26 protein-coding genes are annotated in these 26,078 nt (G+C 73.7%); 14 read left to right on the top strand and 12 right to left on the bottom strand.

The window, feature by feature from the left end:
• Positions 1-164 precede the first annotated feature (164 nt).
• Positions 165-782: a sigma-70 family RNA polymerase sigma factor gene (locus ACZ66Z_RS20995; protein ID WP_469936024.1), complete on the top strand. Its 618-nt coding sequence runs from the start codon at positions 165-167 to the stop codon at positions 780-782.
• 156 nt (positions 783-938) lie between these two features.
• Here ACZ66Z_RS20995 and ACZ66Z_RS20990 read toward each other — a convergent pair whose 3' ends face one another.
• The gene (locus tag ACZ66Z_RS20990; RefSeq protein ID WP_469936022.1) at positions 939-1,988 is read right to left on the bottom strand and encodes a MerR family transcriptional regulator; all 1,050 of its coding nucleotides are present in this window, start codon (positions 1,986-1,988) and stop codon (positions 939-941) included.
• Between the two features lie 178 nt (positions 1,989-2,166).
• Here ACZ66Z_RS20990 and ACZ66Z_RS20985 point away from each other — a divergent pair, with 178 nt between their 5' ends.
• The 6 genes from ACZ66Z_RS20985 to ACZ66Z_RS20960 all read left to right on the top strand — a co-directional run bounded on the left by ACZ66Z_RS20985 (position 2,167) and on the right by ACZ66Z_RS20960 (position 9,783).
• Positions 2,167-3,681 (top strand): SDR family oxidoreductase, encoded by a 1,515-nt coding sequence (locus ACZ66Z_RS20985; protein ID WP_469936020.1) that lies wholly within the window; start codon positions 2,167-2,169, stop codon positions 3,679-3,681.
• A gap of 257 nt (positions 3,682-3,938) precedes the next feature.
• The gene (locus tag ACZ66Z_RS20980) at positions 3,939-4,856 is read left to right on the top strand and encodes an SDR family oxidoreductase (protein WP_469936018.1); all 918 of its coding nucleotides are present in this window, start codon (positions 3,939-3,941) and stop codon (positions 4,854-4,856) included.
• 222 nt (positions 4,857-5,078) lie between these two features.
• Positions 5,079-5,567, top strand: coding sequence for a MarR family winged helix-turn-helix transcriptional regulator (locus ACZ66Z_RS20975; protein WP_469936016.1), 489 nt, complete (start codon positions 5,079-5,081; stop codon positions 5,565-5,567).
• 224 nt (positions 5,568-5,791) lie between these two features.
• Positions 5,792-7,864: an MMPL family transporter gene (locus tag ACZ66Z_RS20970; protein WP_469936014.1), complete on the top strand. Its 2,073-nt coding sequence runs from the start codon at positions 5,792-5,794 to the stop codon at positions 7,862-7,864.
• Between the two features lie 750 nt (positions 7,865-8,614).
• The gene (locus tag ACZ66Z_RS20965) at positions 8,615-9,148 is read left to right on the top strand and encodes an EF-hand domain-containing protein (protein WP_469936012.1); all 534 of its coding nucleotides are present in this window, start codon (positions 8,615-8,617) and stop codon (positions 9,146-9,148) included.
• Between the two features lie 137 nt (positions 9,149-9,285).
• Complete coding sequence (locus ACZ66Z_RS20960; protein ID WP_469936010.1) at positions 9,286-9,783, top strand: GNAT family N-acetyltransferase; 498 nt, start codon at positions 9,286-9,288, stop codon at positions 9,781-9,783.
• Positions 9,784-9,807: 24 nt separating this feature from the next.
• On the opposite strand, the gene ACZ66Z_RS20955 is transcribed toward ACZ66Z_RS20960, so the two are convergent.
• From ACZ66Z_RS20955 to ACZ66Z_RS20945, 3 genes are read right to left on the bottom strand one after another with little or no spacing between them, the layout of a single operon-like run.
• Positions 9,808-10,833: a TolB-like translocation protein gene (locus tag ACZ66Z_RS20955; RefSeq protein WP_469936008.1), complete on the bottom strand. Its 1,026-nt coding sequence runs from the start codon at positions 10,831-10,833 to the stop codon at positions 9,808-9,810.
• Positions 10,830-12,164, bottom strand: coding sequence for an MFS transporter (locus ACZ66Z_RS20950; RefSeq protein WP_469936006.1), 1,335 nt, complete (start codon positions 12,162-12,164; stop codon positions 10,830-10,832). Before ACZ66Z_RS20950 ends, ACZ66Z_RS20955 begins: the two co-directional genes overlap by 4 nt.
• Position 12,165: 1 nt before the next feature.
• Positions 12,166-13,047, bottom strand: a complete 882-nt coding sequence (locus ACZ66Z_RS20945) for an alkaline phosphatase family protein (protein ID WP_469936004.1) — start codon at positions 13,045-13,047, stop codon at positions 12,166-12,168.
• Positions 13,048-13,357: 310 nt separating this feature from the next.
• Between ACZ66Z_RS20945 and ACZ66Z_RS20940 the strand changes: the two genes are divergently transcribed.
• Together ACZ66Z_RS20940 and ACZ66Z_RS20935 are read left to right on the top strand one after the other, a co-directional pair.
• Positions 13,358-14,836, top strand: a complete 1,479-nt coding sequence (locus ACZ66Z_RS20940; RefSeq protein ID WP_469936002.1) for a glutamate-cysteine ligase family protein — start codon at positions 13,358-13,360, stop codon at positions 14,834-14,836.
• A 314-nt stretch (positions 14,837-15,150) separates the two neighbouring features.
• Positions 15,151-15,696, top strand: a complete 546-nt coding sequence (locus ACZ66Z_RS20935; RefSeq protein WP_469936000.1) for an EF-hand domain-containing protein — start codon at positions 15,151-15,153, stop codon at positions 15,694-15,696.
• A gap of 91 nt (positions 15,697-15,787) precedes the next feature.
• Here ACZ66Z_RS20935 and ACZ66Z_RS20930 read toward each other — a convergent pair whose 3' ends face one another.
• Positions 15,788-16,126: a thioredoxin family protein gene (locus tag ACZ66Z_RS20930; protein ID WP_469935998.1), complete on the bottom strand. Its 339-nt coding sequence runs from the start codon at positions 16,124-16,126 to the stop codon at positions 15,788-15,790.
• Positions 16,127-16,216: 90 nt separating this feature from the next.
• Entirely contained in the window at positions 16,217-16,582 is a 366-nt protein-coding gene (locus tag ACZ66Z_RS20925) for a hypothetical protein (RefSeq protein WP_469935996.1), read from the bottom strand.
• Between the two features lie 44 nt (positions 16,583-16,626).
• Between ACZ66Z_RS20925 and ACZ66Z_RS20920 the strand changes: the two genes are divergently transcribed.
• Positions 16,627-17,157: a hypothetical protein gene (locus ACZ66Z_RS20920; protein ID WP_469935994.1), complete on the top strand. Its 531-nt coding sequence runs from the start codon at positions 16,627-16,629 to the stop codon at positions 17,155-17,157.
• Positions 17,158-17,277: 120 nt separating this feature from the next.
• On the opposite strand, the gene ACZ66Z_RS20915 is transcribed toward ACZ66Z_RS20920, so the two are convergent.
• Positions 17,278-18,927: an amidase family protein gene (locus ACZ66Z_RS20915; RefSeq protein ID WP_469935992.1), complete on the bottom strand. Its 1,650-nt coding sequence runs from the start codon at positions 18,925-18,927 to the stop codon at positions 17,278-17,280.
• 487 nt (positions 18,928-19,414) lie between these two features.
• Between ACZ66Z_RS20915 and ACZ66Z_RS20910 the strand changes: the two genes are divergently transcribed.
• Complete coding sequence (locus ACZ66Z_RS20910) at positions 19,415-21,067, top strand: PP2C family protein-serine/threonine phosphatase (protein ID WP_469935990.1); 1,653 nt, start codon at positions 19,415-19,417, stop codon at positions 21,065-21,067.
• Between the two features lie 80 nt (positions 21,068-21,147).
• Here the strand turns inward: ACZ66Z_RS20910 and ACZ66Z_RS20905 are convergent, their stop codons facing one another.
• Positions 21,148-21,915 carry an SDR family NAD(P)-dependent oxidoreductase gene (locus tag ACZ66Z_RS20905; protein ID WP_469935988.1) on the bottom strand — a complete coding sequence of 256 codons (768 nt, stop codon included), beginning with the start codon at positions 21,913-21,915 and terminating at the stop codon, positions 21,148-21,150.
• A 516-nt stretch (positions 21,916-22,431) separates the two neighbouring features.
• Between ACZ66Z_RS20905 and ACZ66Z_RS20900 the strand changes: the two genes are divergently transcribed.
• Together ACZ66Z_RS20900 and ACZ66Z_RS20895 are read left to right on the top strand one after the other, a co-directional pair.
• Positions 22,432-22,671: a hypothetical protein gene (locus tag ACZ66Z_RS20900; protein ID WP_469935986.1), complete on the top strand. Its 240-nt coding sequence runs from the start codon at positions 22,432-22,434 to the stop codon at positions 22,669-22,671.
• Positions 22,671-23,048 (top strand): fic family toxin-antitoxin system, toxin component, encoded by a 378-nt coding sequence (locus ACZ66Z_RS20895; protein ID WP_469935984.1) that lies wholly within the window; start codon positions 22,671-22,673, stop codon positions 23,046-23,048. The genes ACZ66Z_RS20900 and ACZ66Z_RS20895 overlap by 1 nt, the downstream gene beginning before the upstream one ends.
• A 91-nt stretch (positions 23,049-23,139) precedes the next feature.
• Here the strand turns inward: ACZ66Z_RS20895 and ACZ66Z_RS20890 are convergent, their stop codons facing one another.
• Together ACZ66Z_RS20890 and ACZ66Z_RS20885 are read right to left on the bottom strand one after the other, a co-directional pair.
• Positions 23,140-23,520, bottom strand: a complete 381-nt coding sequence (locus ACZ66Z_RS20890) for a nuclear transport factor 2 family protein (RefSeq protein WP_469935982.1) — start codon at positions 23,518-23,520, stop codon at positions 23,140-23,142.
• Between the two features lie 129 nt (positions 23,521-23,649).
• Positions 23,650-24,699 (bottom strand): mechanosensitive ion channel family protein, encoded by a 1,050-nt coding sequence (locus ACZ66Z_RS20885; RefSeq protein ID WP_469935980.1) that lies wholly within the window; start codon positions 24,697-24,699, stop codon positions 23,650-23,652.
• Between the two features lie 183 nt (positions 24,700-24,882).
• Between ACZ66Z_RS20885 and ACZ66Z_RS20880 the strand changes: the two genes are divergently transcribed.
• Complete coding sequence (locus tag ACZ66Z_RS20880; RefSeq protein WP_469935978.1) at positions 24,883-25,107, top strand: DUF6458 family protein; 225 nt, start codon at positions 24,883-24,885, stop codon at positions 25,105-25,107.
• Positions 25,108-25,242: 135 nt separating this feature from the next.
• Here the strand turns inward: ACZ66Z_RS20880 and ACZ66Z_RS20875 are convergent, their stop codons facing one another.
• Complete coding sequence (locus tag ACZ66Z_RS20875; protein WP_469935976.1) at positions 25,243-25,440, bottom strand: hypothetical protein; 198 nt, start codon at positions 25,438-25,440, stop codon at positions 25,243-25,245.
• A 212-nt stretch (positions 25,441-25,652) separates the two neighbouring features.
• A complete protein-coding gene (locus ACZ66Z_RS20870) occupies positions 25,653-25,982 on the bottom strand; it encodes a hypothetical protein (RefSeq protein ID WP_469935975.1) in 330 nt (109 codons plus the stop codon).
• Between the last annotated feature and the right edge of the window lie 96 nt (positions 25,983-26,078).

The following is a 26,078-nucleotide window of genomic DNA, read 5'->3' as shown; positions in this document are numbered from 1 at the left end:
CGTATGCGCGGCATCGATTTCGACGCGCAAACGATGCGAGTTGTGCGAGGAGGCGTGTCGGCCGGAACGTGGGGGGTGCGGGGCCGACGGGGTCCCGACGCCGCCGCTCCCGCCGGGGCACGCCCCGGTGGACGCCCGCGCCACCGCACGCAGGAGGAAGCGTCATGACCGCACACCGGAGCACCGGCTACCTCGTCGACCCGCCGGAGCCGTACCCCGGTCACACGCCGCTCGAGGACGGCGACGGCTGGATCGCCCGCGGCCTGGTCCACGGCGACGAGCACTGCCTGGCCGCGGCGTACCACCGCTGGGGCCGCCTGGTCCACACCCTGGCGGCACGGGCGCTGGGCGATCCCCGCGAGGCGGAGGACGTCACGCAGCAGGTGTTCGTCGCCGCGTGGCGCGGCCGGGCCAACTTCCGTCCCGAGCGCGGCACCCTGCCGGCGTGGCTCACCGGCATCACCCGCCGGAAGATCGCCGACGCGCTGACCGCCCGTACCCGCCGCACCGAGCTCGCGGCGAACCTCGGCGCCGCCCTGGAGCACGAGGCGCGGACGGACGGGCAGCCCGAGCGGGTCCTCGACCGGATGGTGGTCACCGAAGAACTGGCCAGGCTGCCCCGCGTCCAGCGCGACGTCCTGGAACTCGCCTACTTCGCCGACCTGACCCAAACGCAGATCGCCGACCGCACCGGCATGCCCCTGGGCACGGTCAAGAGCCACGCGCGGCGTGGCCTCCAGCGCATGCGCAACAGCCTCGCGCTCGCCGCGACCGGAGCCTGACCGGGCCGACCGGCACGCCCGGTCCGACCCGCCCGCCCGGCCCGCCCGACCCGCCCGGCCCGCCCGACCCGCCCGGCCCGGCCGACCCGCCCGGCCCGTCCCGACCAGGCCCCCCCGGGGGCCCCGGTGACCGGCAGCAGAGCACAGGCCGCCGTGTCAGCCTTCGGTGCTCCCGGCCTGCTCCCCGTACAGCCGTGAGACCACGCCGATCGCCTCGCGCAGTCCGGCGGGACGCACCGTCCCGGGAGCGGGCGTCCGGCCGAGCCAGCCGGGGCCCGCGAGGAGGACGAGGGGCGCGGTGCGCGCCCCCCGCACCCCGAAGGCCGTGGCCGCGACGTGCCGGGCCAGGGAGTGGTTCGCGGTGGATCTCGCCTGGGACCAGAGGGCGACGGCGGCCGGCCCGGACCGCCGCACCGCCGCGTCGAGGGCCTCCGCGGGCACGGCCGCGCCGAACATCCTCGTCGGCAGCCCCCTTTCGGCGAGCCCCGCGGCGAGCGCCTCCAGGGGCAGTGTGTGCTGCTCCGCGGGGACGCAGGCCAGCACGACCGGAGCGGCCGGAGGAGCGACCGTCACCGGACCGGTGACGGTGGCCAGCCGCAGCGCCGTGGAGATGTGCCAGGAGAGCAGGTGCTCCACCTCGACGTAGCGGTCGCCGGACGACTCCCACTTCCGGCCCACGGCGTGCAGCGTGGGGGCCATGACCTCCTCCCAGGCGGTGACCAGCCCGTGCTCCGCCAGCACCTCCTGGAGCAGCCGTTCCACGGCCGGACCGTCGAGGCGTACGGCGGCACGGGCGAGCCCGCGGCACTCCTGCCGCACGTCGCCCAGCGGCAGGCCGCCGCCGGGTCCGGCGCGGCCGGCCCTTCCTGCCGGAGGCGGGTCCTCCGGGGGCGCGACCGTGCCCTCCGCGCCCCCGGGGCCGACCGGAGCGGCGCCGGCGACCGCGTCGGGGACGACCGGCTCGGGGGCGGTCCGGACCCCCCGTGCCGCCCGGGCCGCCTCGGCGGGCGGGACGCCCGAGGCCGTGAGACGGCACATCTCCTCGAGCATCGCGACGTCCGCGGGGCTCCACCGCCTGTGCCGCCCGTCCGCGCGCACGGCGGGGCCGATGCCGTACCTCTGGTCCCAGGAGCGAATCGTGGTGGGGGAGACGCCCAGGCGCCGTGCCACGGCGCCCGTCGTGATCCCGTGAACCGTCTCGGACATGCGTCCACCATACGATGCGGAAACGATGCGAGGGTGAGGACCGTCCGAGCGCGGTGTGCGGAAACGCCCCCGGACGCGGGAGCGGCGCGACCGGCGGCCCGCATCCGCGTGCCCCCAGGACGACGAAGAAGCGGGGCAGGGCGTGTACGCCACGGCCATCGGTGAAACGGATCAACGCATGGACACTCCCACCCCGCCCGAGGGCGCCCGCTGCCTGGTCACCGGCGCGAGCGGCTACATCGGGGGCCGCCTCGTGCCGGACCTGCTCGACCGCGGCTACCGCGTGCGCTGTCTCGCCCGGCACCCGGGCAAACTCCGCGACTTCCCCTGGGTCGACCGGGTGGAGACCGTGCGCGGGGACGTCACCGACGCCGCGAGCCTCCGGGAGGCCCTCGCCGACGTCGACGTCGCCTACTACCTGGTGCACTCCATGAGCTCGACGGCGGACTTCGAGGACACCGACCGGACCGCCGCCCGCACCTTCGCCGACGAGGCCCGCTCCGCCGGGGTGCGGCGCATCGTCTACCTGGGCGGCCTGGCGCCGCGCGGAGTGCCGGAGGACCACCTCTCGCCCCATCTGCGCTCCCGCACCGAGGTGGGCCGCATCCTCCTCGACTCGGGCGTCCCCACCACCGTCCTGCGGGCCGCCGTCGTCATCGGCTCCGGATCGGCCTCCTTCGAGATGCTCCGGTACCTGACCGAACGGCTGCCGGTCATGGTCACGCCGAGCTGGGTCGACAGCCGGGTCCAGCCCATCGCGGTCCGGGACGTGCTGCGGTACCTGGTGGGGAGCGCCGGCATGCCTCCGGACGTCAGCCGGGCCTTCGACATCGGCGGCCCCGACGTGCTCACGTACCGGCAGATGATGGAGCGGTACGCGGAGGTCGCCGGGCTCCGCAGGCGACTGATCGTCCCCGTACCGGTCCTCACGCCCCGCCTGTCCAGTCACTGGATCGGTCTCGTCACGCCGGTCCCCGCCTCCCTGGCCCGGCCCCTCACCGAATCGCTCCGGCACGAGGTGGTCTGCGCCGAGAGCGACATCACGCGGTACGTCCCGGACGGCCCCGGAGCGCCCCTTCCCTTCGAGGAGTCCCTCCGGCTGGCCCTCCGCCGGGTGCGCGAGGCCCGGGTCACCACCCGCTGGTCCTCCGCCTCGCCGCCCGGGGCGCCCAGCGACCCGCTGCCGACCGACCCGGACTGGGCGGGCGGCAGCCTCTACACCGACGAACGGTCGCGCACCGTCGACGCGAGCCCGGAGTCGCTGTGGCGGGTCATCGAGGGGGTGGGCGGGGAGAACGGCTGGTACTCCTTTCCCCTCGCCTGGGCCGTCCGGGGGTGGGCGGACCGGCTCGTCGGGGGAGTGGGGCTGCGCCGGGGGCGTCGGGACGCGGCGCGCCTGCGGGTCGGTGACGCGCTGGACTTCTGGCGCGTCGAGGAGATCGACCGCGGACGCCTGCTGCGCCTCCGGGCCGAGATGCGGCTGCCGGGCCTCGCGTGGCTGGAGATGGCCGTCGACCGGGACGAGCGGGGCCGGGCCTCGTACCGGCAGCGGGCGCTCTTCCACCCCAGGGGCCTCGCGGGACAGGCGTACTGGTGGAGCGTGGCCCCGTTCCACGCCGTGGTCTTCGGCGGCATGGCCAGGAACATCGCCCGGACCGCCGAGACGGAGGACAGACGGCGGTCCGCGCCGTGAACGGGGGCGATCGCCGGTGCCGGACGAGGACGGTGCCCCCATGCCCGCTCCGTGCATCCGGACACCGCCGCGAACGGGAACACCAGGGGGGCGACAGAAGCCGCGTGCCGGACGCACGGGCCGGACGAGTGGACCGGTCGAGGAGGTCCGGGAGCGGCTGTGCGCCCCACGGACGAACGTCCCGTCGACCACCACCTCGCCGCGGTGCACCGAGTGGATGCCACCACCCGCCGCGCCCGGCCCCTCACGGAGGCATCATGAACCGTTCACGGGAGCTGCGGGGGCGCACCGCCGTCATCACGGGGGCCGCCCGCGGACTGGGCGCCGGTCTGGCCCACCGGCTCGCCGAGCGGGGGATGAACATCGCCCTGCTCGGCCGGGAGGCCGCCACCCTGGAGGCGGTCGCCACGACCCTCCCCACGAAGAGCCACGTCGTCGAGGTCGACGTCACCGACGACGCCGCCATGCGCTGGGCCGCGGACGACGTGGCCCGGCACCTCGGGGCCCCGTCGGTCGTCGTCGCCAACGCCGGTGTGGCCGAAGGCGGCCCGTTCGAAAGCTCCGACCCGGGGACCTGGCGCCGCGTCATCGAGGTCAACCTCGTCGGAAGCGCCGTCACCGCGCGTTCCTTCCTTCCCGGGCTGCGCGCCACGCGCGGTTACTTCCTCCAGATCGCCTCGACGGCGGCCTTCGGCGCGGCCCCCATGATGAGCGCCTACTGCGCCTCCAAGGCCGGAGTCGAGGCCTTCGCGCGCTCCCTCCGCGCCGAAGTGGCCCCCGTGGGCGTCGCCGTGGGCGTGGCCTACCTGCACTGGACCGACACCGACATGATCCGCGACGCCGACCGCCACACCGTCCTCCGGGAGCTGCGCGGGCACATGCCCGCGCCTGCCCGCCGGGTGTACCCGGTGGACCGGGTCTCGGCCTGGATCGCCCGCGGGGTCGACCGCCGCTCCCCTTCCGTCTACGCGCCGCCGTGGCTCAGGCTCGCCCAGGCCGGACGCCCGTTCTTCCCCCTCGCCGTCGACCTCGTGTCACGGCGGGAACTGCCGCGCCTCATGCGCGAGTCCACGTTCGACCAGACCGGCCTGCTCGGCCCCGGCGGTCGCATCGAGACGGCGACGCTCGACTTCTCCGCCACCGGCCCGACCGGAGACGCGCCGGAGCGTGGATGAGCCCTCCCCCGCCCGGCTCGCCCACACCGGCGCGGGGTACCGGCGGCGTCGTCCGCAGACGGGCCGCCTCCGCGCCGCCGCTCGACGACCGGAGGACGGGAGGACACGCCCCGGGCGGCCCGCGCGGACGAGCGGGCCGGAGAGCGGCCGGAGGGGGGGCCGGGGAGCGGCTGGAGGGCGGCTGGTTCCGTGTTCCCCCCGAGGTCCGCATAGGCTGGCCGCGTGGACGACGGGCATGTGGGGGCGATCGTGACGGACGACGGGAGCAGGGTCGGTCCGCAGAAGTTCGCGGTCGCCCTGCGCCGGACCATCGGTGAGGTGAACCGTCTGGTCCATGGCTTCGCCTCCGCCGAGGACCTGCACCCCACCGACGTCCACGCGCTCTCGTTCGTGCTCGACCACCCCGACACGGCCACGCCCGGACTGCTGAGGGAGCACCTCGGCCTGACCTCCGGCGCGGTGACCGCCTGCCTCGACCGTCTCGAGAAGGCCGGCCACATCCGTCGCGGCAGGGCCGACGACGACCGGCGCGTGGTGCGCATCCACTACGTCCAGGGAGCCCGGGCGGCGGCGCGGGCCCATTTCATGCCGCTCGCGCAGGCGGCGGACCGTGCGCGCGACCGGTTCACGGAGGACGAACTCGCGGTCGTCCTGCGCTATCTGGACGCCCTGAACGAGGAGCTCGGCGAACTGCGGGCCCCCCGCCGCTGACGCCGGCGGCGTCCGGAGCGGTCCCCCCGCCGGGCACCCGCCCGGGCGCGGCGAGCGCGGATTCCCCGGCGCCGCATCCGCACCGGACCGCTGCGCGGAAGGCATGCTGTCGATCGGGATGCGGCGCCCGTACGTCGTCCCCGTCAGTGACCGGATCAGTCCGTGCTTCAATTCATCTCGATCATTGAGATAATCAACTGTCGAGAGATGTTCGGGGAGTCCTCATGTCCTCATCCCTGCGGTGGGCGGGCAGACTGCTGCCGCTGCTGGTGCTCGTCGTCTGGCTCGCCGTCGGAGGAGGGCTCGGCCCCTACGCCGGCAGGCTCGGCGAGGTGGCGACCAACGACCAGGCCGCCTTCCTGCCCCGCACCGCGGAGTCCACGCTGGTCCTGCGGCAGCAGGAGGCGTTCCGCCAGGAGGAGACCCTGCCGGCCCTGGTCGTCTGGACGGCAGAGGGCGGAGGACGGCTCGCGCCGTCGGCCCGGGCCGCCGCCACGAAGGCCCTGGCCTCACTCGAAGGCACGGCGGGAGTGGTCGGCACGCCCTCCCCGGCGTTCCCGTCCGAGGACGGCGAGGCCCTGCGGGGCATCGTCCAGCTCCGCCCCGACCTCGGCGACGAGCTGCCCGGGACGCTGGACGAGGTCGAGGCCGCGGCAGCCGCCGTACCGGGGACCGAGGCGTGGCTGACCGGCCCCGCCGCCACGCAGGAGGACCTCCGTGACGCCTTCGCCGGCATCGACGGCATCCTCCTGGTCGTCGCGCTGGTGACCGTCCTGGTGATCCTGCTCCTGGTCTACCGGAGCGTCCTGCTGCCGCTGCTGATCATCGTCGGCGCCGTCTTCGCCCTCGGTCTGGCCTGCGCCGTCGTCTACGCCCTGGCCGACCGGGACGTCGTGCGGGTCGACGGCCAGGTGCAGGGCATCCTGTCCATCCTCGTCATCGGCGCCGCGACGGACTACGCCCTCCTGCTGGCCGCCCGCTACCGGGAAGAGCTCGGCGCCCGCGACGGGGACAGGGTCCCGGCCATGCGCGCCGCCCTGAAGCAGTCCCTCGGCCCGATCGTGGCCAGCGCCGCCACGGTCGCGCTCGGCCTGCTCGCCCTGCTCCTCAGCGATCTCACCAACAACCGGGCGCTCGGCCCCGTCGGCGCCATCGGCATCGTCTGCGCCGTCCTCAGCGCGGTGACGTTCCTCCCCGCCGCCCTGGTCCTCCTCGGGCGCGCCGCGTACTGGCCGGCCCGCCCCAAGGCGACCTCCGGGGACGACGCGCACCCCGTCTGGCGCAAGGTCGCCGCCCTCGTCGACCGCATGCCGCGCAGGGTCTGGGCCGGCGCACTCGCCGCCCTGCTCGTCTGCGCCGCCTTCGCTCCCGCGCTCGACTCGAAGGGCGTCCCGCTCGACGAGATCTTCGTCAAGGACGCGCCTTCCGTCGCCGCCCAGGCGCGTCTGGGCGAGCACTTCCCCGGCGGTGCGGGCAACCCCGCCGTCGTCATCGCCGACGACGCGGCCGCCGAGGAGGTGCGCACCGCCGCCCGGGGGGTCGAGGGAGTCGACTCCGCGGTCCTCTTCGCCGTCCCCGGCGCCGCACGGCCGCTCGTCGCGGACGGGCGCGTCCGGATCGACGTCACCCTCGCGGACGCCGCCGACTCCGACGCCGCCAAGGCCACCGTCGAGCGCCTCCGTACCGCCCTGCACGCCGTACCGGGAGCCGACGCCCTCGTCGGCGGCTACACCGCCCAGCAGTACGACACCCGGGTCACCGCCGAACGGGACCGGGCGCTCATCGTCCCGGTCGTGCTGGCGATCATCCTGGTGATCCTCGTCGGCCTCCTGCGCTCCCTGCTGCTGCCCCTCCTGCTGGTGGCGACGGTCGGGCTCAACTTCCTGGCCACGCTGGGCGTCTCCGCCCTCGTGTTCGAGCACGTCCTCGGGTTCACCGGGACCGACTCGGCCGTCCCCTTGTACGGATTCGTCTTCCTGGTCGCCCTCGGCGTCGACTACAACATCTTCCTCATGTCACGGGTGCGCGAGGAGACGGCGGCGCACGGCACGCGCGAGGGCATGCGCCGCGGCCTGATCGCCACGGGCGGGGTCATCACCTCGGCCGGCGTCGTCCTCGCCGCCACGTTCGCCGCGCTGGGCGTCATCCCGCTGGCGTTCCTGGTCCAGATCGCCTTCATCGTGGCCTTCGGCGTCCTGCTCGACACCCTGGTGGTCCGGTCGCTCCTGGTTCCGGCCCTCGTCCGGGACATCGGCCCCGCGGTCTGGTGGCCGGGCCCGCTCCGGCACCGTCCCTGACCTTCGGCGGCCCGCGGTCCGGCCGGCTCACCGGCCGGACCGCGGCCCACCGGCCGAGGGCCCCGACGGTACGGCGTGGACGGGGCCCGGGAAGCCGGTCCCCACGGGGCTCGTACGGGGGCAGGAGGTGGATGACCGGATCCTCGTACGGATGCGCGTCACGGACGGCCTGCCGAACGGCCCCGGCCTGCTCCGCGTCACAGACCGATTCGATCCGGCGCTCCTCGCTGCGCTGCACGACGCCCACGTCGCCGAGGAACGGCCGCGAGCCGGGCAGGGCCTGCCGACTGCCGCCCACCGTCCAGACGCTGTGGCACCGCGCGTACGCGCCGCCCCGACCCGCACCAGCCGAGTGGAGAGCCTCGACCACGGCCTCCACATGACTTTCGGGGACGGACATCTCGATCTTCAGCCGTGTCATGCCCGGACCCTCGCCACGCGCGCGACCAGGACCTCCCGGTCGGCCCCTCCACGTGGTGCGGGAACTCGCCTCGATTCGGACGGTTCCTGGCGGGTCGCGGGGCCGCGGAGGGGCCGACCGTCGATCATGGGCGCGGTGGCTGGGAAGGTCCCTCACGGGACGCCGGCCGCAGCCGTACCACCCACCCGCCCGAAGCACGACAGGCGGCGTGACGCGCGTGAACGCCCCGGCGTGCTTCGTGGCCGCCGGAGCGTTCACGCGGCCGGACGCCACGAAGAGCCCGGTCCGCCGCCCGGCCGCTCCTCACCCCGACCGAAAGAAGATCCGACATGGCACTGCCGCGAACCGAGCTCCGGACCGCACAGGTCGACCCCACGGCGCCCAAGGCCCGTATCTACGCGATGCTGGACACGGACGGAGACGGAGTCGCCTCCAGGCAGGACTACTTCGTCCGCATCGATCGGGCCCAGCGGGCGACCGGACGCGGCGGCGACGACCCCCTGGTCGTCGCCGCCCGCACCACCGGCGAACGGGCCTGGGCCGCGATGGACGCCAACGGCGACGGCGTGATGACCTACGAGGAGTACATCGCCTGGGTGGACGCCGACAAGTTCGACAACATCTGCCAGTACGCCCTGGGCGCGCTGTTCGACCTCGCCGACGCGGACCAGGACGGCGCCCTGGATCGCGCCCAGTTCACGATGCTGCGCCGGGCGCTGGGCAACCGGGCCGACAACGCCGACGCGGCGTTCGACGCGCTGGACGGCGACGGAGACGAACTCGTCAGCCGTGCCGAGTACTTGGCGTCGATCCGCGCGTACGTCACGGGTGGAGACTCTCCCATGGGCGCCGCCCTGTACTGAACCCCCCGTCGAGCGGCTGCCCAGGGCACGGTTCGCCGTGCCCGCGGGCGTGGTGCCCGGCCCCCGAGCTCGGGCAGCCCTTCACCCGCCGGTCCGTCCGCAAACTGCTCGCCTGCCCGCACCAGGTCCACGGCCGGGTGATCCGCATCGGTCGCGAGGCCCTGCGCCGCCCACTGATCCGACGTGGTGTCACCTTCCAGCGCACCAGGACGTGGAACGAGTCCAACGTCCCCGATTCCGGTCGACACGCCGCCAGGGTTGGGCCGCCGGAGCCCGCTTCGCCTTCGCCGTCCTGGCGGACGACGGCACGGGATTCGGCCCCCCCGGTCGGCCACGTGAGCGTGAAACCCAAGGGCGACGGCGCCGCGGAAGCGGGCTACTGGACCGCGGCCGAGGCACGTGGCCGGGGCCTGGCCTCCCGCGCTCTGGAAGCGGCCGTCCGGTGGGTCATGACCGGGGAGCCCGCACCGCGGGTGGTGCGGCTGGAGCTCTTCCGCGCGGTGGACGACTCCGCGTCGTGCCGCGTGGCCGACCGATGCGGTTTCGGCCTCGAAGCGGTCCCGCCCGCCCGGCCGCCCCTGTTTCCGACCGAGGGCCACCTGCACGTCCGGGGCGAGGAACCGGTCCTCATGTGACCCCGGCACCGGACCGCCGCCCCGTCACCCCAGGAACGCCGGCGCCAGCGCCGCCGTCATCAGGCGCTTCGGAGCGCCCGAGCCGTCGGCCGGGACGGTGTAGAGGTCGGCGCCGTAGTCGCCCGGCAGGGAGTAGGACACCGTGCGGTCGTCGAGCCAGACGGCCTGGTCGTCGACGCTGCGGGACTCGGCGAGCGCGGTCTCCCGCAGGGTGGCGAGGTCGAGGACGTACTCGTGCCAGGGCGCGTCGGCCGGGGCGCCCGCGACGCGCTTCTTGTAGACGACCCGGGTCTCGTCGGGGGAGAGCGACGGGCACTCGACGTTCTCGTGGAGCGTGGTGACGGTACGGGCCGCCAGGTCGCCGCGCACCAGGTAGGTCCGGCCGGCGGTCGCCATGGTCGCGTAGAAGTGCCGGTCGTCGCGGGAGAAGGTGACGCCCCAGAAGTTGGTGTCGGCGGCGTGGTGGTCCTTGCCGTCCTTCACCACCCGGAACTCCTCCAGGGACGCGGTGAGCCGCCCCGTCGACGTGTCCAGGACGGCGGTACGGGTGGAGAAGCCCGCGCTCGCGTACGAGTCGCCCCCGACGAACACCGTCCACGCCACCAGCCGCCTCGACGGCGAGACCCGGGCGCGGGTCGGGATGCCGGGCAGCGGATAGCGGGCCCGCTCCCCGAGGGCCGAGTCGACGACGACCGCGCGGTAGCCGTCCTCCACCGCGCCGCGTACGGCCTGCAGGCAGATCCCGGTGCCGCCGGCCGCGTGGAACCGCAGGCACTTCGTCCCCGACGCGGTCCGCGGACCGGTGGGGGCGCCGGCCGGCACGGTGACCAGCTCGTCGCGGTGCGGGCCCCATGCCATGTTGCGGAAGACGATCCGGCGACCGGCACCGCTCGCGAGCGAGACCCGTCCGGACGTGATCGCGGGGCCGCCCGCCTGGGGGCGGTCCTTCTCGGCGGCCCGGTCGGCCGCGTGCAGCAGCGACGTGGCGGCCACACCGCCGAGCAGGGCGATCGCCGCGAGCAGGACGAACAGTTTGCCGCGCAGGGTCATACGGGTGATTCCTCCGAAACCGTGCCGTTGGCCGGGGGCGTGGCGGCGCCCGGGCCCGTGTTCACGGCCGTGGGCCGCAGGGCGAACGCCGCCGTCGCGCACACCGCGAGCGCGGCCGTCGCCGCTCCGATCGCCCAGCGGTCGCCCCACGCGGTCCAGGCCGCGCCGAACGCGATCGAGCAGCCGAACCGGGCGAGCGCCTGCCCCGTCTGGACCAGCGCGAGCCCCGACGAGCGGAGTTCGGGCGGTACGCAGCCGGCCGCCGCCGCCATCAGGACGCCGTCGGTCGCCGCGTAGAACCCGCCGTGCAGGGCCAGGACCAGCCAGGGGAGTGCCGGGCTCTGCCAGCCGCTGAGCAGCGTCCCGTACACGAGCAGCAGGGCGGCGTGGCCGCCGAGGAACACCCGACGGCGGCCGACCCGGTCGGCGAGCCGGCCCAGGGGGACGGCGAGCAGGAGGAAGGCGGCGGCGGTGCCGAGCGGCAGCAGCGCGAACCAGTGGTCGGTGACGCCGAGCCGGCGCTGCAACAACAGGTAGACGAACGAGTCGCTGACCGTGGCGAGCCCCAACAACAGCGCGGACAAGGCGAGTCGGCGCACATCGGGGACCCGGAGCAGACCGAGCGCGGCCTTGAGCGAGGCGCGCGGCGCTCCGCCGGACGCCGGGCCCGTCACGGGCCGGGGGAGCGGCGGCCGAGACGGTACGAAGAGCAGCAGGACGAGCACGCCGACCGCGGCCACGCTGAAGCTGACCGTGAACACGGCGTCGTAACCGTCCGCCGCCTGTCGGAGGATCAGGAAGGCGACCAGCGGGCCGATCAGGGCGCCCGCGGTGTCCATCGCCCGGTGCACCCCGAACGCCCGGCCGCGCGACTCCTCCGGCGACGCGAGCGAGATCAGCGCGTCGCGCGGCGCGGTCCGCAGGCCCTTGCCGGTGCGGTCGGCGGCCAGCACGGCGCCGATCAGCGGCAGCGAACCCGCCACCAGGAGAAGGGGCTTGCACAGCGCGGAGAGGCCGTAGCCGAGCGCCGCCACCGTCTTGTGCCGGCCGCCGCGGTCGGCGAGATGGCCGCCGACGAGCCGTACGAGCGCGCTGAAACCGTTGTACACGCCGTCGAGCAGGCCGAAACCGAGCGGCGAGAGGCCGAGCCCGGTGACCAGGTAGAGCGGCAGCACGGCCGTGACCATCTCCGAGGACACGTCCGTGACGAGGCTGACCGTGCCGAGCGCGAGCACGGTCGGTGCGACGGCGGCGCGCCGCCCGGGACCGAGGTCCCGGGCGGCGGCCGTCGCGGCCGTCGCGGGGTTGCTGCGACTGTCCGCCACGTACACGTCAGGGCGTCCAGATGCCGGTGATCGGGGCGGCGTTGGCTGCCTGGCCCGCGTGCGTGGTGCCGTACATGTCCTCGACGGTGCGCAGCAGGTTGTAGTGGTTGTACGTGGTCGAGGACGTCGAGCCCGGGACCACCCGCTGGCCGTAGAGGACGGTCGCGATCTTGTTCCCGGCGAGCCGGTTGTCCTCGTCGAAGGTGACGACGAGGAGGCTGTTGTGGGTCTTCGCCCAGGTCGCGTAGGCGCCCAGGTTGTTCTTCAGCCAGGTGTCACCGGTGCCGACGGAGCAGTCGTGCATGTCGTTGCACAGGTTCGGGACGACGAAGGACACCTGCGGCAGCGTGGTGTAGTCGGTCGGGAACTGGGCCATGGTGTACGCCGACGAGGTCGGGACGTTCGAGAAGCCGAACCACGGGTTGTGCTTCCGCGCGTACTTGCCGCTGCTGCAGGTGGTCGACCCCTGGCTGGGCAGCGTCTCGTTGTAGCTCTTCCAGGTCTTGCCCGCGGCGATCAGCTCGGAGGCCAGGTTCGGCGCGGACGAGAAGCCCGGCGTGTAACAGGAGTCGTCCGTGATGCCCTGGGTGGAGCCCGAGAACATCGCGAAGTAGTTGGGCTGGCTGGGGTGGGTCTCGGCGTACGACTGGGTGAGGTTGGCTCCGCCGCTCTTCAACGAGTTGATGTACGGGGCGCTGGAGCTGCCGATGACCTGGCTGTAGGCGTGGTTCTCGAAGACCACGACGACCACGTGGTCGGGGGTGGGGACGGTCGCCGCCGCCTGGGCCTGCGACGTGCCGCCGAAACCGGCCCACAGGCCGATCGACGCGGCCGCGAGACCGAGGGCGGAAAGAAGGGCGGTGCGGCGTTTTCTGGGCGCGCCGGACACGGCTACCTCCGGTTGAGGGTGATGACTACGGGAGCGGTGCAACCGGCAGGCTAGGAGTGAGCATGTCAATCTGGAAGGCGTTCCGTGTGAAGACCCGGGAAACGTCTCGTGCCGCCGCCCGTCCCTCCGTCCTCCAGTCTCCGTCCGAAGGCCGCGGGCCGCAGGCTGCGGAGCGCAGCAGGCGCCCGGCCCTCCACCTGGGCCTTCCGTCCCGGCCGGGGGCCGGGGCGGCCCGCACCGGGCGCGGCCCGCCTCCTGGTGGCACGCTGAGGAGAGGAGGATCCGCGCCGCCGAGCCCCGGGAGGATCCGATGGGTCGCGACGTCCCGGCACTGACGTTCACACGTGACGACCGTCGCCGTTTCCGTGACAGGACGCACGCCTCCCTCGACGTCCTCGCCCGGATGCTGCGCGAGGCGCGCTTCGACGCGGACTGGCCGCGGGTCGGCCTCGAGATCGAGCTGAACCTCGTCGACGAGAACGCCAGACCCGCCATGCGCGGCTCGGAGGTCCTGGGGGCCATCGCCGACCCCGCCTGGTCGAGCGAGCTGGGCCGGTTCAACCTGGAGATCAACATCCCGCCCCGCCGCCTCGCCGAGGGCGGCCCCGACACATGGGAGGAGGAGATCCGCGGCGCCCTGAACCACGCCGAGGAGAAGGCCGCCGCCATCGGCGCGCACCTGGTCATGATCGGCACCCTCCCGACCCTCGAACGCGAGGACGTGAACCGCGGCGCGCTGTCCGAGAACCCGCGCTACCACCTCCTCAACGACCAGATCTTTGCGGCACGCGGCGAGGACCTCCTCATCGAGATCGACGGGGTGGAACGGCTGCGGACCTACGCGGACACGATCACGCCCGAAGCGGCCTGTACCAGCACCCAGTTCCACCTCCAGGTCGCACCCGAGCTGTTCGCCGCGTACTGGAACGCCGCCCAGGCCATCGCCGGCGTCCAGGTCGCGCTGGCCGCGAACTCGCCCTTCCTCTTCGGCAAGGAACTGTGGAGCGAGACCCGCGTCCCGCTGTTCGAGCAGACCACGGACACCCGGCCGGACGAGATCAAGGTCCAGGGGGTGCGGCCCCGCGTGTGGTTCGGCGAACGCTGGATCACCAGCGTCTTCGACCTCTTCGAGGAGAACACCCGGTACTTCCCGGCACTCCTGCCGCTCTGCGACGACGAGGACCCCGAGGAGACCCTCGACCGCGGCGAGACGCCCCACCTGGCCGAACTCACCCTCCACAACGGCACGGTCTACCGCTGGAACCGCCCCGTCTACGCGGTCGTCGACGGGATTCCGCACCTCCGCGTCGAGAACCGGGTGCTGCCCGCCGGACCGTCCGTGGCCGACGTGATGTCGAACGGCGCCTTCTACTACGGCCTCGTCCGCGCCCTGGTCGACGAGGACCGTCCGGTGTGGACCCGGATGTCGTTCGCGGCCGCCGAGGAGAACCTGCACACGGCGGCACGGCGCGGCATCGACGCGGAACTCTTCTGGCCCGGCACGGGCCAGGTGCCCGCGACCGAACTGGTCCTGCGCCGACTCCTCCCGCTCGCCCACCGGGGCCTGGAGGCCCTGGGACTGGACGCGCGGTGGCGTGAACCGCTGCTCGGCATCGTCGAGCAGCGCTGCGTCTCCGCCCGCAACGGAGCGGTGTGGCAGACGGAGATGTTCCACCACCTCCACGACGTCGTCCACCTCGACCGGCCCGCTGCCCTGCGCCGCATGACCAGCCAGTACATCGACTTCATGCACCTCAACGCCCCGGCCCACACCTGGCCGGTGGAGTGACCGGCCGGGCGCACCACTCCGCCCACGGTCTTCGACCACCGGGCCGCGCACCGCCTGGGAGCGCTGCTCGAACGGCCGGTCCTCGCGTTCCCCGGCGGGCACAACGGCAACACCACGCACCCGAGGGCCTGGGCGGCACGGCTCCGCACCACCCTGCGCGCACACCACCGGTGACGGCCGCTCGGGGCGGGGCGCGCGAGGAAGGGCGGGCGCGGGCGGCCTTCGGCGCGCGCCCTTCCGTGTCACCGGGCGCCGTTGGGGCGCGGCTGCTCGCGGGCAGGATCGTCGGGAACCTCCCGACGGAAGGGCCGACCGTGGCAAGTGAGTTCCAGCGCGACAAACTGGTCAACATGTTCCGCGCGTTCGACGCCGACGACAACGGCCGTCTCGACCGGAGCGACTTCCAGGCCCTCGCGGAGCGCTGGAAGCGCCTGCCCCGCGTGCGGCAGGGGCCCGAACTGGCCGCGCGCGTGGACACGGTCATGCTGGGCTGGTGGGACCTGCTCGCGGCGCACGTGGACACGAACGGGGACGGCAGGGTCGACCTGGACGAGATCCTCGCGATGGTGGACCGGCTGCCCACGATGGGTGAGGTCGTCGCCGCGACCACCGAGACCGTCTTCGACGCCGTCGACGAGAACGGCGACGGCCGTATCTCCCCCGCCGAGCACCGGCGGCTGGTCGACACGTGGCACGGCGAGAGCGTCGACGTCGGCGACGTCTTCGACCGCCTCGACCGGGACGGGGACGGCTGTCTCGGCCGCACCGAGTTCATCGATCTGTGGATCCAGTTCTGGATCAGCGACGACCCGACCGAACCCGGCAACCAGCTGTGCGGCCCCGTACCGCCCCGCTCCTGAGACGACACCGACCGGAGGTCCCGGCGCCGGGCGGGCGCCCGTCGCCCCGCGAAGGCGCAGGGGCCCTCGTCCGTACGGGAGGAGCCGGCTCTCAGAGGTGGCCCTCCAGGACCCCGCGGACCTCGACGCTGCTCGCAGGTCCCGTGCCGTGCGCCACCACCTCCCCCTCCGCCAGCAGGACGTAGGACGGGGCTCCGGTGATCCCGTACCGCTCGGTCGCGGCCGGACAGCGCGTGATGTCGATGCGGACGGTCGTCAGGCGCCCCGCGTACTCGTCGGCGACGGCACCGACGACGAGGTCCATCGCCCGGCTGGGCTCGACCGCCTTGGGCCAGGTCCCGACGAAGTACGCGAGGACCGGAACCTCACTCATCCTGAGGACGAAGTCGACCTCCGCGTCCTCGCGGGGGCGGTGAACCCGATGCGCCATGGAAGCTCCCGATCTCGCGCTGTGTCCTTCCACCCCATCATCTCCCGCGCGGGGCGGCGCCCGGTCACGGAGCGCACGCCCCCGCGCGGGTCAGGCCCGCGGAGCGAGACGGTAGTGACGCGTACGGGCGGGGAACCGCGGCGAGGTGAGCTGCAGGACACGGGTGTCCCGCCCGGCGGCCATGTGATCGAGCCACTGCTCGTACCGGGCGGGGAAGTCCCGGGCCGAGGAGACGTTCGGGCTCCAGAAGCCGTCGGCGTTGCCGGTGAGCACGCGCCCGGCGAGGGGACCCGTCACGCCGATGAGGACGAGATCGCCGCAGCCGGGCTCGATGACGTGCAGGAAGAGGTCCCCGTCGCGCGTGGCGCGGTGGGCCCGGCTGAACCCCCTCGTCCCGGGTGCTGCCCCGAGGGTCCCCTCGACCCGGTGGAGGGGACCCTCGGGGCAGTGGAGCACGGGCGGCGTGGAGGACCCGGAAGAGCGCCGCGTACCGTCAGCGCATGCGCGATCAGCGAGACCGCGACGAGAGCGGCCCGGCCGGGGCCGCCGCAGACGCCGGGCCGAGGGTGTTCGTGTGCGCGGCATGCGGAGTCGCCCTGACCGGACCGCTCACACGGCTGCCCGCCGTTCCGGACGCTCCCCCCTACGCGTGGTGGGATGCCGACGAGCCGGGTCCGTCGCCGGCGACCGTGCCGTCGGGCTGCTACGCGATCGAGACGGAGCCGTACGGCGCACCCCTGGTCGTCACGGACACGCCCGGGCCCGTGATGCCCCGTCAGGGGGAGCGCCGGAACTCGGAGGGGAAGCCGTTGGCGTCACGGGGCCCGCGAGGCGACATCGTCGTCAACCCGGACGATGCGCACGGCCTGGAGCTGCGGCACGCGACCGCCGCCTGCTGCGGAGCGTCCCCGGACGGCGGAATGAACCAGCTGTGCGCCTGCGGCACCCTCGTCGCGACCCCCAGCTCCGACTGCTGTCTGCCGTACGAACTCCATCTCTCCGCCGACCGGGTCCGCGCGGTCCACCCCTGAGCCGCGCGGGGACCGCTCCTGCGTCCCGCCCCCGCACCCCGCGTCCCCCCCTCGCGGCGACGGTCCCGGCAGGTCGACCGGCCCGACGCCCCGATCACGGCCAGATCGACGAGACCCCCCTCAGTCCCTGGCGGGGGACGTCACCGAAGGCAGGTACCGCGGCGCACGCCAGGCGTCGAGCCGCCGCTCGACCGAGGCCCCCAGCGCCAGGAGCGCGTCGTCCTGGTGGTCACCCGCCATCAGGAGCAGGCCGACCGGCAACGCGCCGACGAACCCGGCGGGTACGGACAGCGAGGGGTAACCGGCGACAGCGGCCGGGGTGGAGGACGGGATCACGTCGTTGTCGCCCCGCGCGCAGTCGGTCGTCCAGGCGGGCGGGTTCGTCGGAGAGGCGATGGCGTCCAGGTGGTGGGCGGCCATGGTCTCGTCGATGGAACGCCGGGAGAGGTCCTTCAGCTCCGCGCGCACGGCCCGGTGGCGCGGGTCCGTGGTCGACGGCGCGACGAGGGCCTGCTCGAACAGTTCCTGACCGGCGAAACAGGTCCGTTCGGCCGGGTGCGCGCGGTTGAACTCGACGAGGCCGGCCAGATCGCGAGGCCCGTTGCGGGAGGCGAGGTAGGCGTCGACGTCCCGGTGGAACTCGCTCAGCAGGGCAGGGAACTCGAGTGCGGCGAGCCTGTCCTGGTACGGCGGTGTCACCTCGACGACCCGGGCCCCGGCGGCGCGGAGCCGTACCGCGGTCCGGGTCATCAAGGCGTCCACGTCGGCGCCGAGCGAGGGGAGCCGCCACAGGCCGATCCGCTTGCCGCGCAGGGAGTCGGGACGCGGAAACGCCCCGGCGAGCCCGAGGGAACCATCGGTGGTGGTGGCGGTGCCGGTACTGGTGCGCGTGCCGGTGACACCGGCGGCGTCATGACCGCTGAGCACCGAGAAGGCGATCGCCGCGTCGACGACGTTGCGGGCCAGGGGGCCAGCCGTGTCCTGCTCGGCGGAGATCGGGACGACGCCCGACCGGCTGACCAGCCCGAGGCTGGGCTTGTGGCCGACGACCCCGTTCATCCCGGCCGGACACACGATGGAGCCGTCCGTCTCGGTGCCGACGGCCACCTGCGCCAACGAGGCGGCGACGGCGACGGCCGAACCGGAGGACGACCCGCACGGATTGCGGTCCAGGACGTAGGGGTTGTGCGTCTGCCCGCCGACCGCCGACCAGCCCGATGTCGGTTTCGCCGCACGGAAGTTGGCCCATTCGGACAGGTTGGTCTTGCCGAGGACCACCGCCCCCGCCGCACGCAGTTTCCGGACCAGCTCCGCGTCCGTGGCGGGCGGACTTCCGGCCAGGGCCAGCGACCCGGCCGTCGTCGGCATGTCCCGGGTGTTCACGTTGTCCTTCAACAGGACGGGAATGCCGTCGAGCGGGCCGCGGACCTTTCCGGCGCGATGCCTGGCATCACTGGCGGCCGCCTGGCTCAGGGCCGTCGGACTGGTGCGCAGCACCGCGTTGACCTTCGGGTCGACGGTCTCGATCCGGCGGAGGTACGCCCGGGTCAGCTCCGACGGGGTCAGGTGTCCGCGCCTCATGCGCGCCTGCAGCTCGGGGATCGTCACCGTATCCAGGTCCACCCCGCGCGAGAACACCGCCTCGACGCGGGACGGGGAACGACCGGCACCGGGCTCGGCGGCCACCGCGTGCTGCTCCGGCGCACCCGCCGACAGAAGGGCCGCCGCGGTCAGGGCGGCGGTCAGTGACGCGACGCTTCTCTTCTTCACGGGGGACAGCCCACTGCAGGGCAGCACCGGGCACAAGCGACTTCTGCGCCGTGGCCGTTTCCGCGACGGGCGCGGGCGGAATGGAGACACCGCCCGGGTTCCGGCGTCAGGGACACACGGGCGGGCTCCTCCGCCAGGCGCCGGCCGGCACGACGGACAGGGGGCGTCGCCTTCCTGGCGGACAGGGGGGACGTCGCCTTCGTGTCCGACGGCATTCAGGACGTGCACGAGCGGTTCGGCTGGACCGGTGCCGGGCGGTGCACCGGCGATGGGGCAGGAGGGTCCGGCGCGGGCGGGCCGCGAAGCGAGGACAGGGAGAGCCGACGAGGGACGACGGCCGGACAGCCGGGCCGGTGGACAGCCGGACCGATGAGCCGGGGGCCGCGGTCGGGCATCACCTGACGCTCAGGGGGCACCTGCGGGGACGGGGGAGGTCCGACGACGGGAGGCGCACGCCATGACGGGCTCGGGCGGTCCGCGGGACGCCATGACCACGACCCTGGACAGTCTCGGCTCGGGCGCCTACCTGGCGGACGAGCGGGGCCTGATCATCGCCGTGAACAGGCACGCGGAGGACCTGCTCGGCCGCCCCGCCGCCGATCTGCTCGGCCGGGACGCCCATGACCTGCTGCACCGCACCGGGTCGGGGGAGAGCGTGCCGCGGTCCCGGTGCCGGATGCGGGAGAGCAGCCTCGACGGGCGCACGGAGCAGGGCGAGGGCGAGTGGCTCGAGCGCGGCGACGGCACCCTGCTGCCGGTGTCGTGGCTGGCCACCCCGTGCCGGATCGGCGCCCGGCCTGCCGCCACGCTCGTCCTCTTCCACTCCGCCCGGCCCGTGGGCCGGGCCGGGCGACGGCCCCTCGCCGGCGCGCAGCTCTCCGAACTGGAACGGCTCGCCCTGCTCGCCGAGACGACCACCCTGCTCACCTCCACCCTCGACGTCCACGAAGCGCTGCGCCACCTGATCGACCTCGTCGTGCCCCGTCTCGCCGACTGGGCGGTCATCGACCTGATCGGCGAGCGGGACGAGGTGTGGCGCTTCGCCGTCGCCCACGCCGAGGACGGCGGCGTGACGTTCCGGGAGGACCTCCAGGGGCCGATGCCACCGGTGCCGCAGGAGTCCTCGATGCCCCTGTCCCGTGCCCTGCGCGGCGTGGCCTCCTCCTTCGCCGGCCCCGAGACCTACCAGGGACCGCCCGACTCCGGCATCGCCGTCGAGCAGCGACGCCTGTTCGAGGCGACCGGCATGCACTCGGCGATCATGGTCCCGCTCCGCAGCCTGCACGACGTGCTGGGCGCCCTCACCCTCGGCCGCGCCGACGAACCGCAGCGGTTCACCGCGACCGACACCGTCCTCCTGGAGGACATCGCCCGTCGCGCCGGCTTCGCCCTGGAGAACGCCCGCCTCTACCAGCGGCAGCGCAAGGTCGCCGAGACCATGCAGCGCCACCTGCTGCCGAAACTGCCGTACACCCCGGACCACACCATGACCGCCCGCTACCTGCCCGCGCCGGACGCCTCCCAGGTGGGCGGCGACTGGTACGACGCGTTCACCCTGGCGGACGGCGCGACCGCCCTCGCCATCGGCGACGTCGTCGGCCACGACCTGGACGCAGCGGCCGGCATGGCCCAGCTGCGCAACATGCTGCGCGCCTACGCCCTGTCCCAGGAGAAGCCGCCGAGCAAGATCGTCGAATGGCTCGACCGGGCCACCGTGGACGTCGCCGAAGTCTCCCTGGCGACCATGGTCTTCGCCCGCATGGCACAGCGGGAAGGCCGCTGGGAGCTGTCCTGGACCAACGCCGGCCACCCCCCGCCGCTCCTGGTCACCCACGAGGGCGTCACCCGTTACCTGACCGAGGGCCACGGGGTCCTCCTCGGCGTCGCCCCCGACCAGAACCGCCCCGACGCGACGACCGAACTCCCGCCCGGCGCGACCCTGCTGCTCTACACCGACGGCCTGATCGAATCCCCGGCCCGCAGCCTCACCGACGGCCTGGACCGCCTCCGCCGTCACGCCGCCTCCCTGGCCCACCGCTCCCTGGAGTCCTTCACGGACCAGGTCCTCGCCCGCGTACGCCCCCCGGACAACGACGACGACGTCGCCCTCCTGGCCGTCCGCCACACGGCAGGCACCTGACCGGCGCGTGGGCACGGAGCGGGAAGCGGCGCGACGCGCACCGCCCTCCCGGTCCGCGGGCGCGCTCTCGTCCCTGGACGTCAACTCCGCAGGTGAGAGGCGCCGTTGAGGTCGAGGATCGTGCCGGAGGACCATTCGGCGGCGGGGGAGGCGAGCCAGAACACCGCCGCCGCGATCTCCTCGGCCGATCCCACCCGGCCGAACGGGCTCTGCCGCCGGATCGACTCCCCCTCGGGGCCTTCCAGGCGCGGCGCGACGCGCTCGGTCGCGAAGAAGCCGGGGGCGACCGAGGCGACGGCGATCCCGTAGGGGGCGAGCGAGACCGCGAGCGACTGGCCCAGCGCGTGCACGGCGGCCTTCGTCGCCCCGTACGCCGGATGATCGGGCTCGCCCCGGAAGGCGCCCCGGGAGCCGATGTTCACGATCCGTCCTCCCGTGCCCTGCTCGATCATGAGCCGGGCGGCGAGATGACTCAGGTTCGCGGTGGCGAGCAGGTTGACCGCCACGTGTCGCTGCCACACCGCCACCCACTCCTCGTACGAGGTCTCCGCCAGCGGGTGGCGGACGTTCACCGCCGCGTTGTTGACCAGCACGTCGATCCCGCCGAGCCCCTCCGCGGCCATGTCCATCACGGCGGCCGCCTGCACCGGATTCGCGAGGTCTCCGCCGACCAGCACGTGCCCCGTGCCGGCGAGGGACTCCAGGCTCACGCGCGCGTCCTCGGCGCGTGAGCCGAAATGGACGGCGACCCGGTCGCCGTTGGCCGCGAACGCCTGGGCCACCGCGCGCCCGAGGCCGCGCGACGCGCCACTGACGAGGACGCGCCTGCCCGATGCAGGCAGATTCATGAGGATTCCTTTCGAACCGCGACGAAGGAGGAGGCCGTGGCTCCCCTGTCGCCCCCTGGGTGCTCGGTCAGACCTTCCGTAGGGCGGCAGCGGTGCAGCCCGGTCGGGCACGGAGGTCGTCGGTCCCCCAAAGCGTAGGAGATCCGTCGGTCGTGCCCGTCGCCGTCGGTGCCGAAGGCGGCGCCCGGGGCGACGGCGACGCGCTGTTCCCCGTCGCACCGCTCCCCGCGCACAGAGGGACGGCCCCGAGAGCGCGGAGCGGACCGGCGACCGACGTGACGGCCGGCTCCTCGCCCACCACCCGGCGGCGTCGTGCACATCACCGGAACGAGTGATGCCGGGCGATCGGTCGTCAGCGGGCTGCTCGAGGACGCCGGCGCCGGGACCAGCGGCGTCCTGGTGGTCCCGGGGCGAACCGTGCCGGCGAGACGGCCCCGCACCTGCTGTTGCGCCCGCTCCCGGCGAACCGGCCGATGCGGCCTTGGCCGATGCGGTAACAGCCGTTACCATGCTGGCATGGCGAAGACACAGCTGGGTGCGCGTGTGGACGAGGACGTGGCGGAACTCGCGAAGAAGCGCGCCGCCGACCTGGGGCTGAGCGTGGGGGACTACCTCGCCCGGCTCGTGCAGGACGACGCCAGCGGCCTGCGCGCCCGAGCGGTGGAGGCGGCCACCCGCTTCCTGGCCGAACACCAGGCGCTCTTCGACGAGGCCGAGCAAGCCCAGCAGACGTCCCGGGGAGCGCACGCGGCCTGATGGAACTGCACATCGACGTCCCCTGGATCCTGCAGGTCGCCGAGGCCGCCGGAGCGGACGACCCGTCCCCCGACGACTACGGCGTCCCGGTGTCGGCCGTCGCCCGCCACCGGGCCGAGGTGCTCGAACAGCCGGTGTACGACGGCCCCTACGCCAAAGCCGCCGCCCTGATCCACACCCTGGGCCGGTGCCGCTGGCTGGAGCGCTCCAACCTGGCCGTCGCCGCCGCGACCGGCGTCATGTACCTCGAAGCCGCCGGGGTCCCCGTCAGGCCGGTCCGCCGGGACGCCATCGCCCTGAAGGACCTGCTCCTCGATCCCACCTGCACCGCCGGAAGGATCGCCGCCCTCCTGAAGACGTGGCCCACGGCCACCTGACGCGCGTGCGCCCGACCGGGCCGGGCACGCCGGCCGCCGCCGCGACGGCCGTGACCCGCCCCGACAGGAGCCGTCGGGCCCGGAGTCCGGCTCAGAACATGGTGTTGTCGTTCCTGGAGGTGGGCGGGAGGACCTGGAGGACGTCCCAGTGCTCGACGATCCTGCCGTCGGCGTCGAAGCGGAAGATGTCGATGCCGGCGTACTCCTCGTCGGGCCAGATCTGGTGGCAGTGCAGGACGACGTGGTCGCCTTCCGCGAAGGCGCGTTTGAACGCGACGCGTTTGCCCGGGTACTCGGCGGCCATGCGCTCGAAGTAGTCGACGAACGCCTGCTTGCCGTCGCCGACGTGCGGGTTGTGCTGGGTGTAGGTGGCGCCGACGTACCGGTCGACGGCCTCGGCGGGTCGGCACTGGTTGAACATCAGCTCGTAGAACGCTTTGGCCGTGGCCTTGTTCTTCTCCGGGTCGCTCATGACGCCACCGTAGGTCCGCCGCCCGGACGCGCGCGGTAAGCGCGTCGAGCGGGCGACGAACACCGGGACGCCGTACGCACGGTGTGGTGCCGGGCGTCCGGGAACGCCTCCACCCCGTACGTACGGGCGTCAGAGCCGCGACACGTCGGCCGCCGGGGCGGTGACGATGCGGGGGAGGGCCGCCGGATGGTTCCGCGTGAGCCAGCGGACGAGCTCCTCCCGGACGGCGCAGCGGGTCGTCCACAGGTCGTCGGCGTCCTTGGCGGTCACGAGGGCGCGCACGGTGATGCCGGTCGGGGAGGTGTCGGTGACGGCGAGGTCCCAGGCCCGGCCGTCCCAGCCGGGACAGAGCTTGAGGAACTCCCGCAGATGGGCGCGCATCAGCGCGACAGGTGTGGAGTGGTCGCAGTAGAGGAAGATCGTCCCGGTCAGTTCGTTGCCGCCGCGCGACCAGTTCTCGAAGGGGCGGGAGGTGAAGTACGAGACGGGCAGGGTGACCCGGCGTTCGTCCCAGGTCCGGACGGTGAGGAAGGTGAGGGTCACTTCCTCCACGGTGCCCCACTCCCCGTCGACGACCACCGTGTCGCCGATGCGCACCATGTCGCCGAAGGCGATCTGGAAGCCCGCGAAGAGGTTCCCGAGCGTCGACTGCGCGGCGACGCCGGCGACGATGCCTATGATCCCGGCCGAGGCGAGCAGCGAGGCGCCGAGGCCCCGGAACGAGGGGAACGTGACGAGCGCGAAGGCGGCGGCGATCACGCCGATGGCCACCGACACCACCCGGGTGATCAGCGTGACCTGCGTACGGACGCGGCGCAGCCGTGCCGCGTCACGCGTACGTCCGGCGTAGCGCGCGTACGAGGACTCGACGACGGCCGAGACGAAGCGGACCGTCAGCCAGGCGCCGCCGCCGATCAGGCACAGCAGGAGAACGTGGTCCAGGTCTCCGGAGCGCTTCAGCAACGGGGGCCATTCCGTCACTCGGTACGACCACCGGAAGACGGCGCACAGCAGGACGACGTACAACGGTGTGCGGCAGCGCCTCAGCAACCCCCAGAGGGGGGTGTCGGGACGGTGTGCGTCCGCGTACCGCGCAAGAAGGTCCGCCGCCCGACCGACGGCCAGAGCCGCCAGTACCGAGCCGCTGAGGACGATCGCCAGTCGAACAACGCTTTCCATGGCTCCCCAGTAGTCGACGAATGGAATCCGGTCGTCCTTCTCGCCTCACCGCCGGTCCGCTCGGCAAACACACCCCCTCGCCGCGGCGCCGATGCCCCGGGGCGCGACCGCCGTCGCGATTCGGGGGATGAGACGGGCGGGGCGGGGTACCCGGGACCCGTCCGATCCGACAAGGGAGGAACAGTGGGTCTGGGAGTCTGCATCATCCTGATCGCCGTGGGAGCCATCCTCACGTTCGCGACCGACTGGCAAGCCGACGGGGTCAATCTCGACCTGGTGGGTCTGATCTTCATGGCCGTCGGCATCATCGGCACGGCCGTGTACACGAGCATCCTGCGCCGTCGCCGGATGGTCGTTCCGCCGGTCGCCCCGACGGTGACCGAGGACGACCGCCGGGACCTTCTCTGAGGTGGCGGCGGTACGAACGGTCCGCGGGGCCGCCGCGTCGGCCCGTGCGGACCGCCGTCGTACGGGCCGAGGCATCGGCGCACCCCCGCCGCGACCACGCGACCGCATCGAAGGCGCCGGCCGGGGCGGTGTGCTTCAGCCGTTTTCCGAGGCGTCGACGCCGGACGCGGCGTCGTGCGGCGGTCGATGCCCCGCCCGTCCCGCCCGCAGCGCGGCCCTCGCCGCGGCGGTTTCCCGTTCGAGCCGCTCGGTCAGCAGGCGTATGCGAGCTTCCCGTTCCGCTCCGGTCAAGCCTGTGAGGCCCAGCCTGGCGTCACGTTCCTCCTGGGACATCGCTCCTCCTCCGCCGCCCCGTGGCCGCCCCTGCGCCCACCCGGCGATCGTACGAACACGTGGGACCCACCGACCTGGCTCCGACATCGTCGGACGAGCCCCCGGGACGTCGTCGACGCCCCGGGGGCTCGTCCGCCATCGGACCTCAGCCACCGGACCTCAGTCATCGGCCGGCAACTCCGGTCGACGGCCCCGTGCTCGGGCCGCCCGGGTCAGCTGGGCGTTCCGTAGGCCTGGATGACGGTGGCGTTCAGGTCGCACCAGACGGTCGACGTGCCGCCCGACGGGACGCGGTTGCCGAAGTGCCGGTACACGTAGCCGTTGTCGGTGCGCTTGCAGTCGATGACACCGGTGAAGGAAGACCCGGTGCACCTGATCTCGGCTCCCCGGTGACCACCGCTGCCGGTGATCAGACGGGAGGAACAGCTGAGGGCGGCCGGGGCGGACGCGGACGCGGATGCCGTGGGCGCGGCGGCCAGCAGGCCACTCGCCGCGAGGGCGAGAGCGGCGACGGTCCCCGCGACGCGCTGACGAACATGCATGAGCACTCCTACCTTGTGAGGTGAGCACTGACGGTCACTCAGGAAGAATCTATGGCGAGCGGGCGGCGGATCATTCGGGATGCGGAGGACTTGGCG

Source organism: Streptomyces sp. NPDC107498 (assembly GCF_055582805.1).
The sequence above is the reverse complement of the archived record's forward strand: the minus strand, read 5'-3'. Positions and strand labels throughout refer to the sequence as shown.

What these genes read in the sequence shown, in the direction of transcription:
- ACZ66Z_RS20995 (WP_469936024.1), top strand. Translation starts at nt 165, where the DNA reads ATGACCGCACACCGGAGCACCGGCTACCTCGTCGACCCGCCGGAGCCG.
- ACZ66Z_RS20990 (WP_469936022.1), bottom strand. Translation starts at nt 1,988, where the DNA reads ATGTCCGAGACGGTTCACGGGATCACGACGGGCGCCGTGGCACGGCGC.
- ACZ66Z_RS20985 (WP_469936020.1), top strand. Translation starts at nt 2,167, where the DNA reads ATGGACACTCCCACCCCGCCCGAGGGCGCCCGCTGCCTGGTCACCGGC.
- ACZ66Z_RS20980 (WP_469936018.1), top strand. Translation starts at nt 3,939, where the DNA reads ATGAACCGTTCACGGGAGCTGCGGGGGCGCACCGCCGTCATCACGGGG.
- ACZ66Z_RS20970 (WP_469936014.1), top strand. Translation starts at nt 5,792, where the DNA reads ATGTCCTCATCCCTGCGGTGGGCGGGCAGACTGCTGCCGCTGCTGGTG.
- ACZ66Z_RS20965 (WP_469936012.1), top strand. Translation starts at nt 8,615, where the DNA reads ATGGCACTGCCGCGAACCGAGCTCCGGACCGCACAGGTCGACCCCACG.
- ACZ66Z_RS20955 (WP_469936008.1), bottom strand. Translation starts at nt 10,833, where the DNA reads ATGACCCTGCGCGGCAAACTGTTCGTCCTGCTCGCGGCGATCGCCCTG.
- ACZ66Z_RS20940 (WP_469936002.1), top strand. Translation starts at nt 13,358, where the DNA reads ATGGGTCGCGACGTCCCGGCACTGACGTTCACACGTGACGACCGTCGC.
- ACZ66Z_RS20930 (WP_469935998.1), bottom strand. Translation starts at nt 16,126, where the DNA reads ATGGCGCATCGGGTTCACCGCCCCCGCGAGGACGCGGAGGTCGACTTC.
- ACZ66Z_RS20920 (WP_469935994.1), top strand. Translation starts at nt 16,627, where the DNA reads ATGCGCGATCAGCGAGACCGCGACGAGAGCGGCCCGGCCGGGGCCGCC.
- ACZ66Z_RS20910 (WP_469935990.1), top strand. Translation starts at nt 19,415, where the DNA reads ATGACCACGACCCTGGACAGTCTCGGCTCGGGCGCCTACCTGGCGGAC.
- ACZ66Z_RS20905 (WP_469935988.1), bottom strand. Translation starts at nt 21,915, where the DNA reads ATGAATCTGCCTGCATCGGGCAGGCGCGTCCTCGTCAGTGGCGCGTCG.
- ACZ66Z_RS20900 (WP_469935986.1), top strand. Translation starts at nt 22,432, where the DNA reads ATGGCGAAGACACAGCTGGGTGCGCGTGTGGACGAGGACGTGGCGGAA.
- ACZ66Z_RS20895 (WP_469935984.1), top strand. Translation starts at nt 22,671, where the DNA reads ATGGAACTGCACATCGACGTCCCCTGGATCCTGCAGGTCGCCGAGGCC.
- ACZ66Z_RS20890 (WP_469935982.1), bottom strand. Translation starts at nt 23,520, where the DNA reads ATGAGCGACCCGGAGAAGAACAAGGCCACGGCCAAAGCGTTCTACGAG.
- ACZ66Z_RS20885 (WP_469935980.1), bottom strand. Translation starts at nt 24,699, where the DNA reads ATGGAAAGCGTTGTTCGACTGGCGATCGTCCTCAGCGGCTCGGTACTG.
- ACZ66Z_RS20875 (WP_469935976.1), bottom strand. Translation starts at nt 25,440, where the DNA reads ATGTCCCAGGAGGAACGTGACGCCAGGCTGGGCCTCACAGGCTTGACC.
- ACZ66Z_RS20870 (WP_469935975.1), bottom strand. Translation starts at nt 25,982, where the DNA reads ATGCATGTTCGTCAGCGCGTCGCGGGGACCGTCGCCGCTCTCGCCCTC.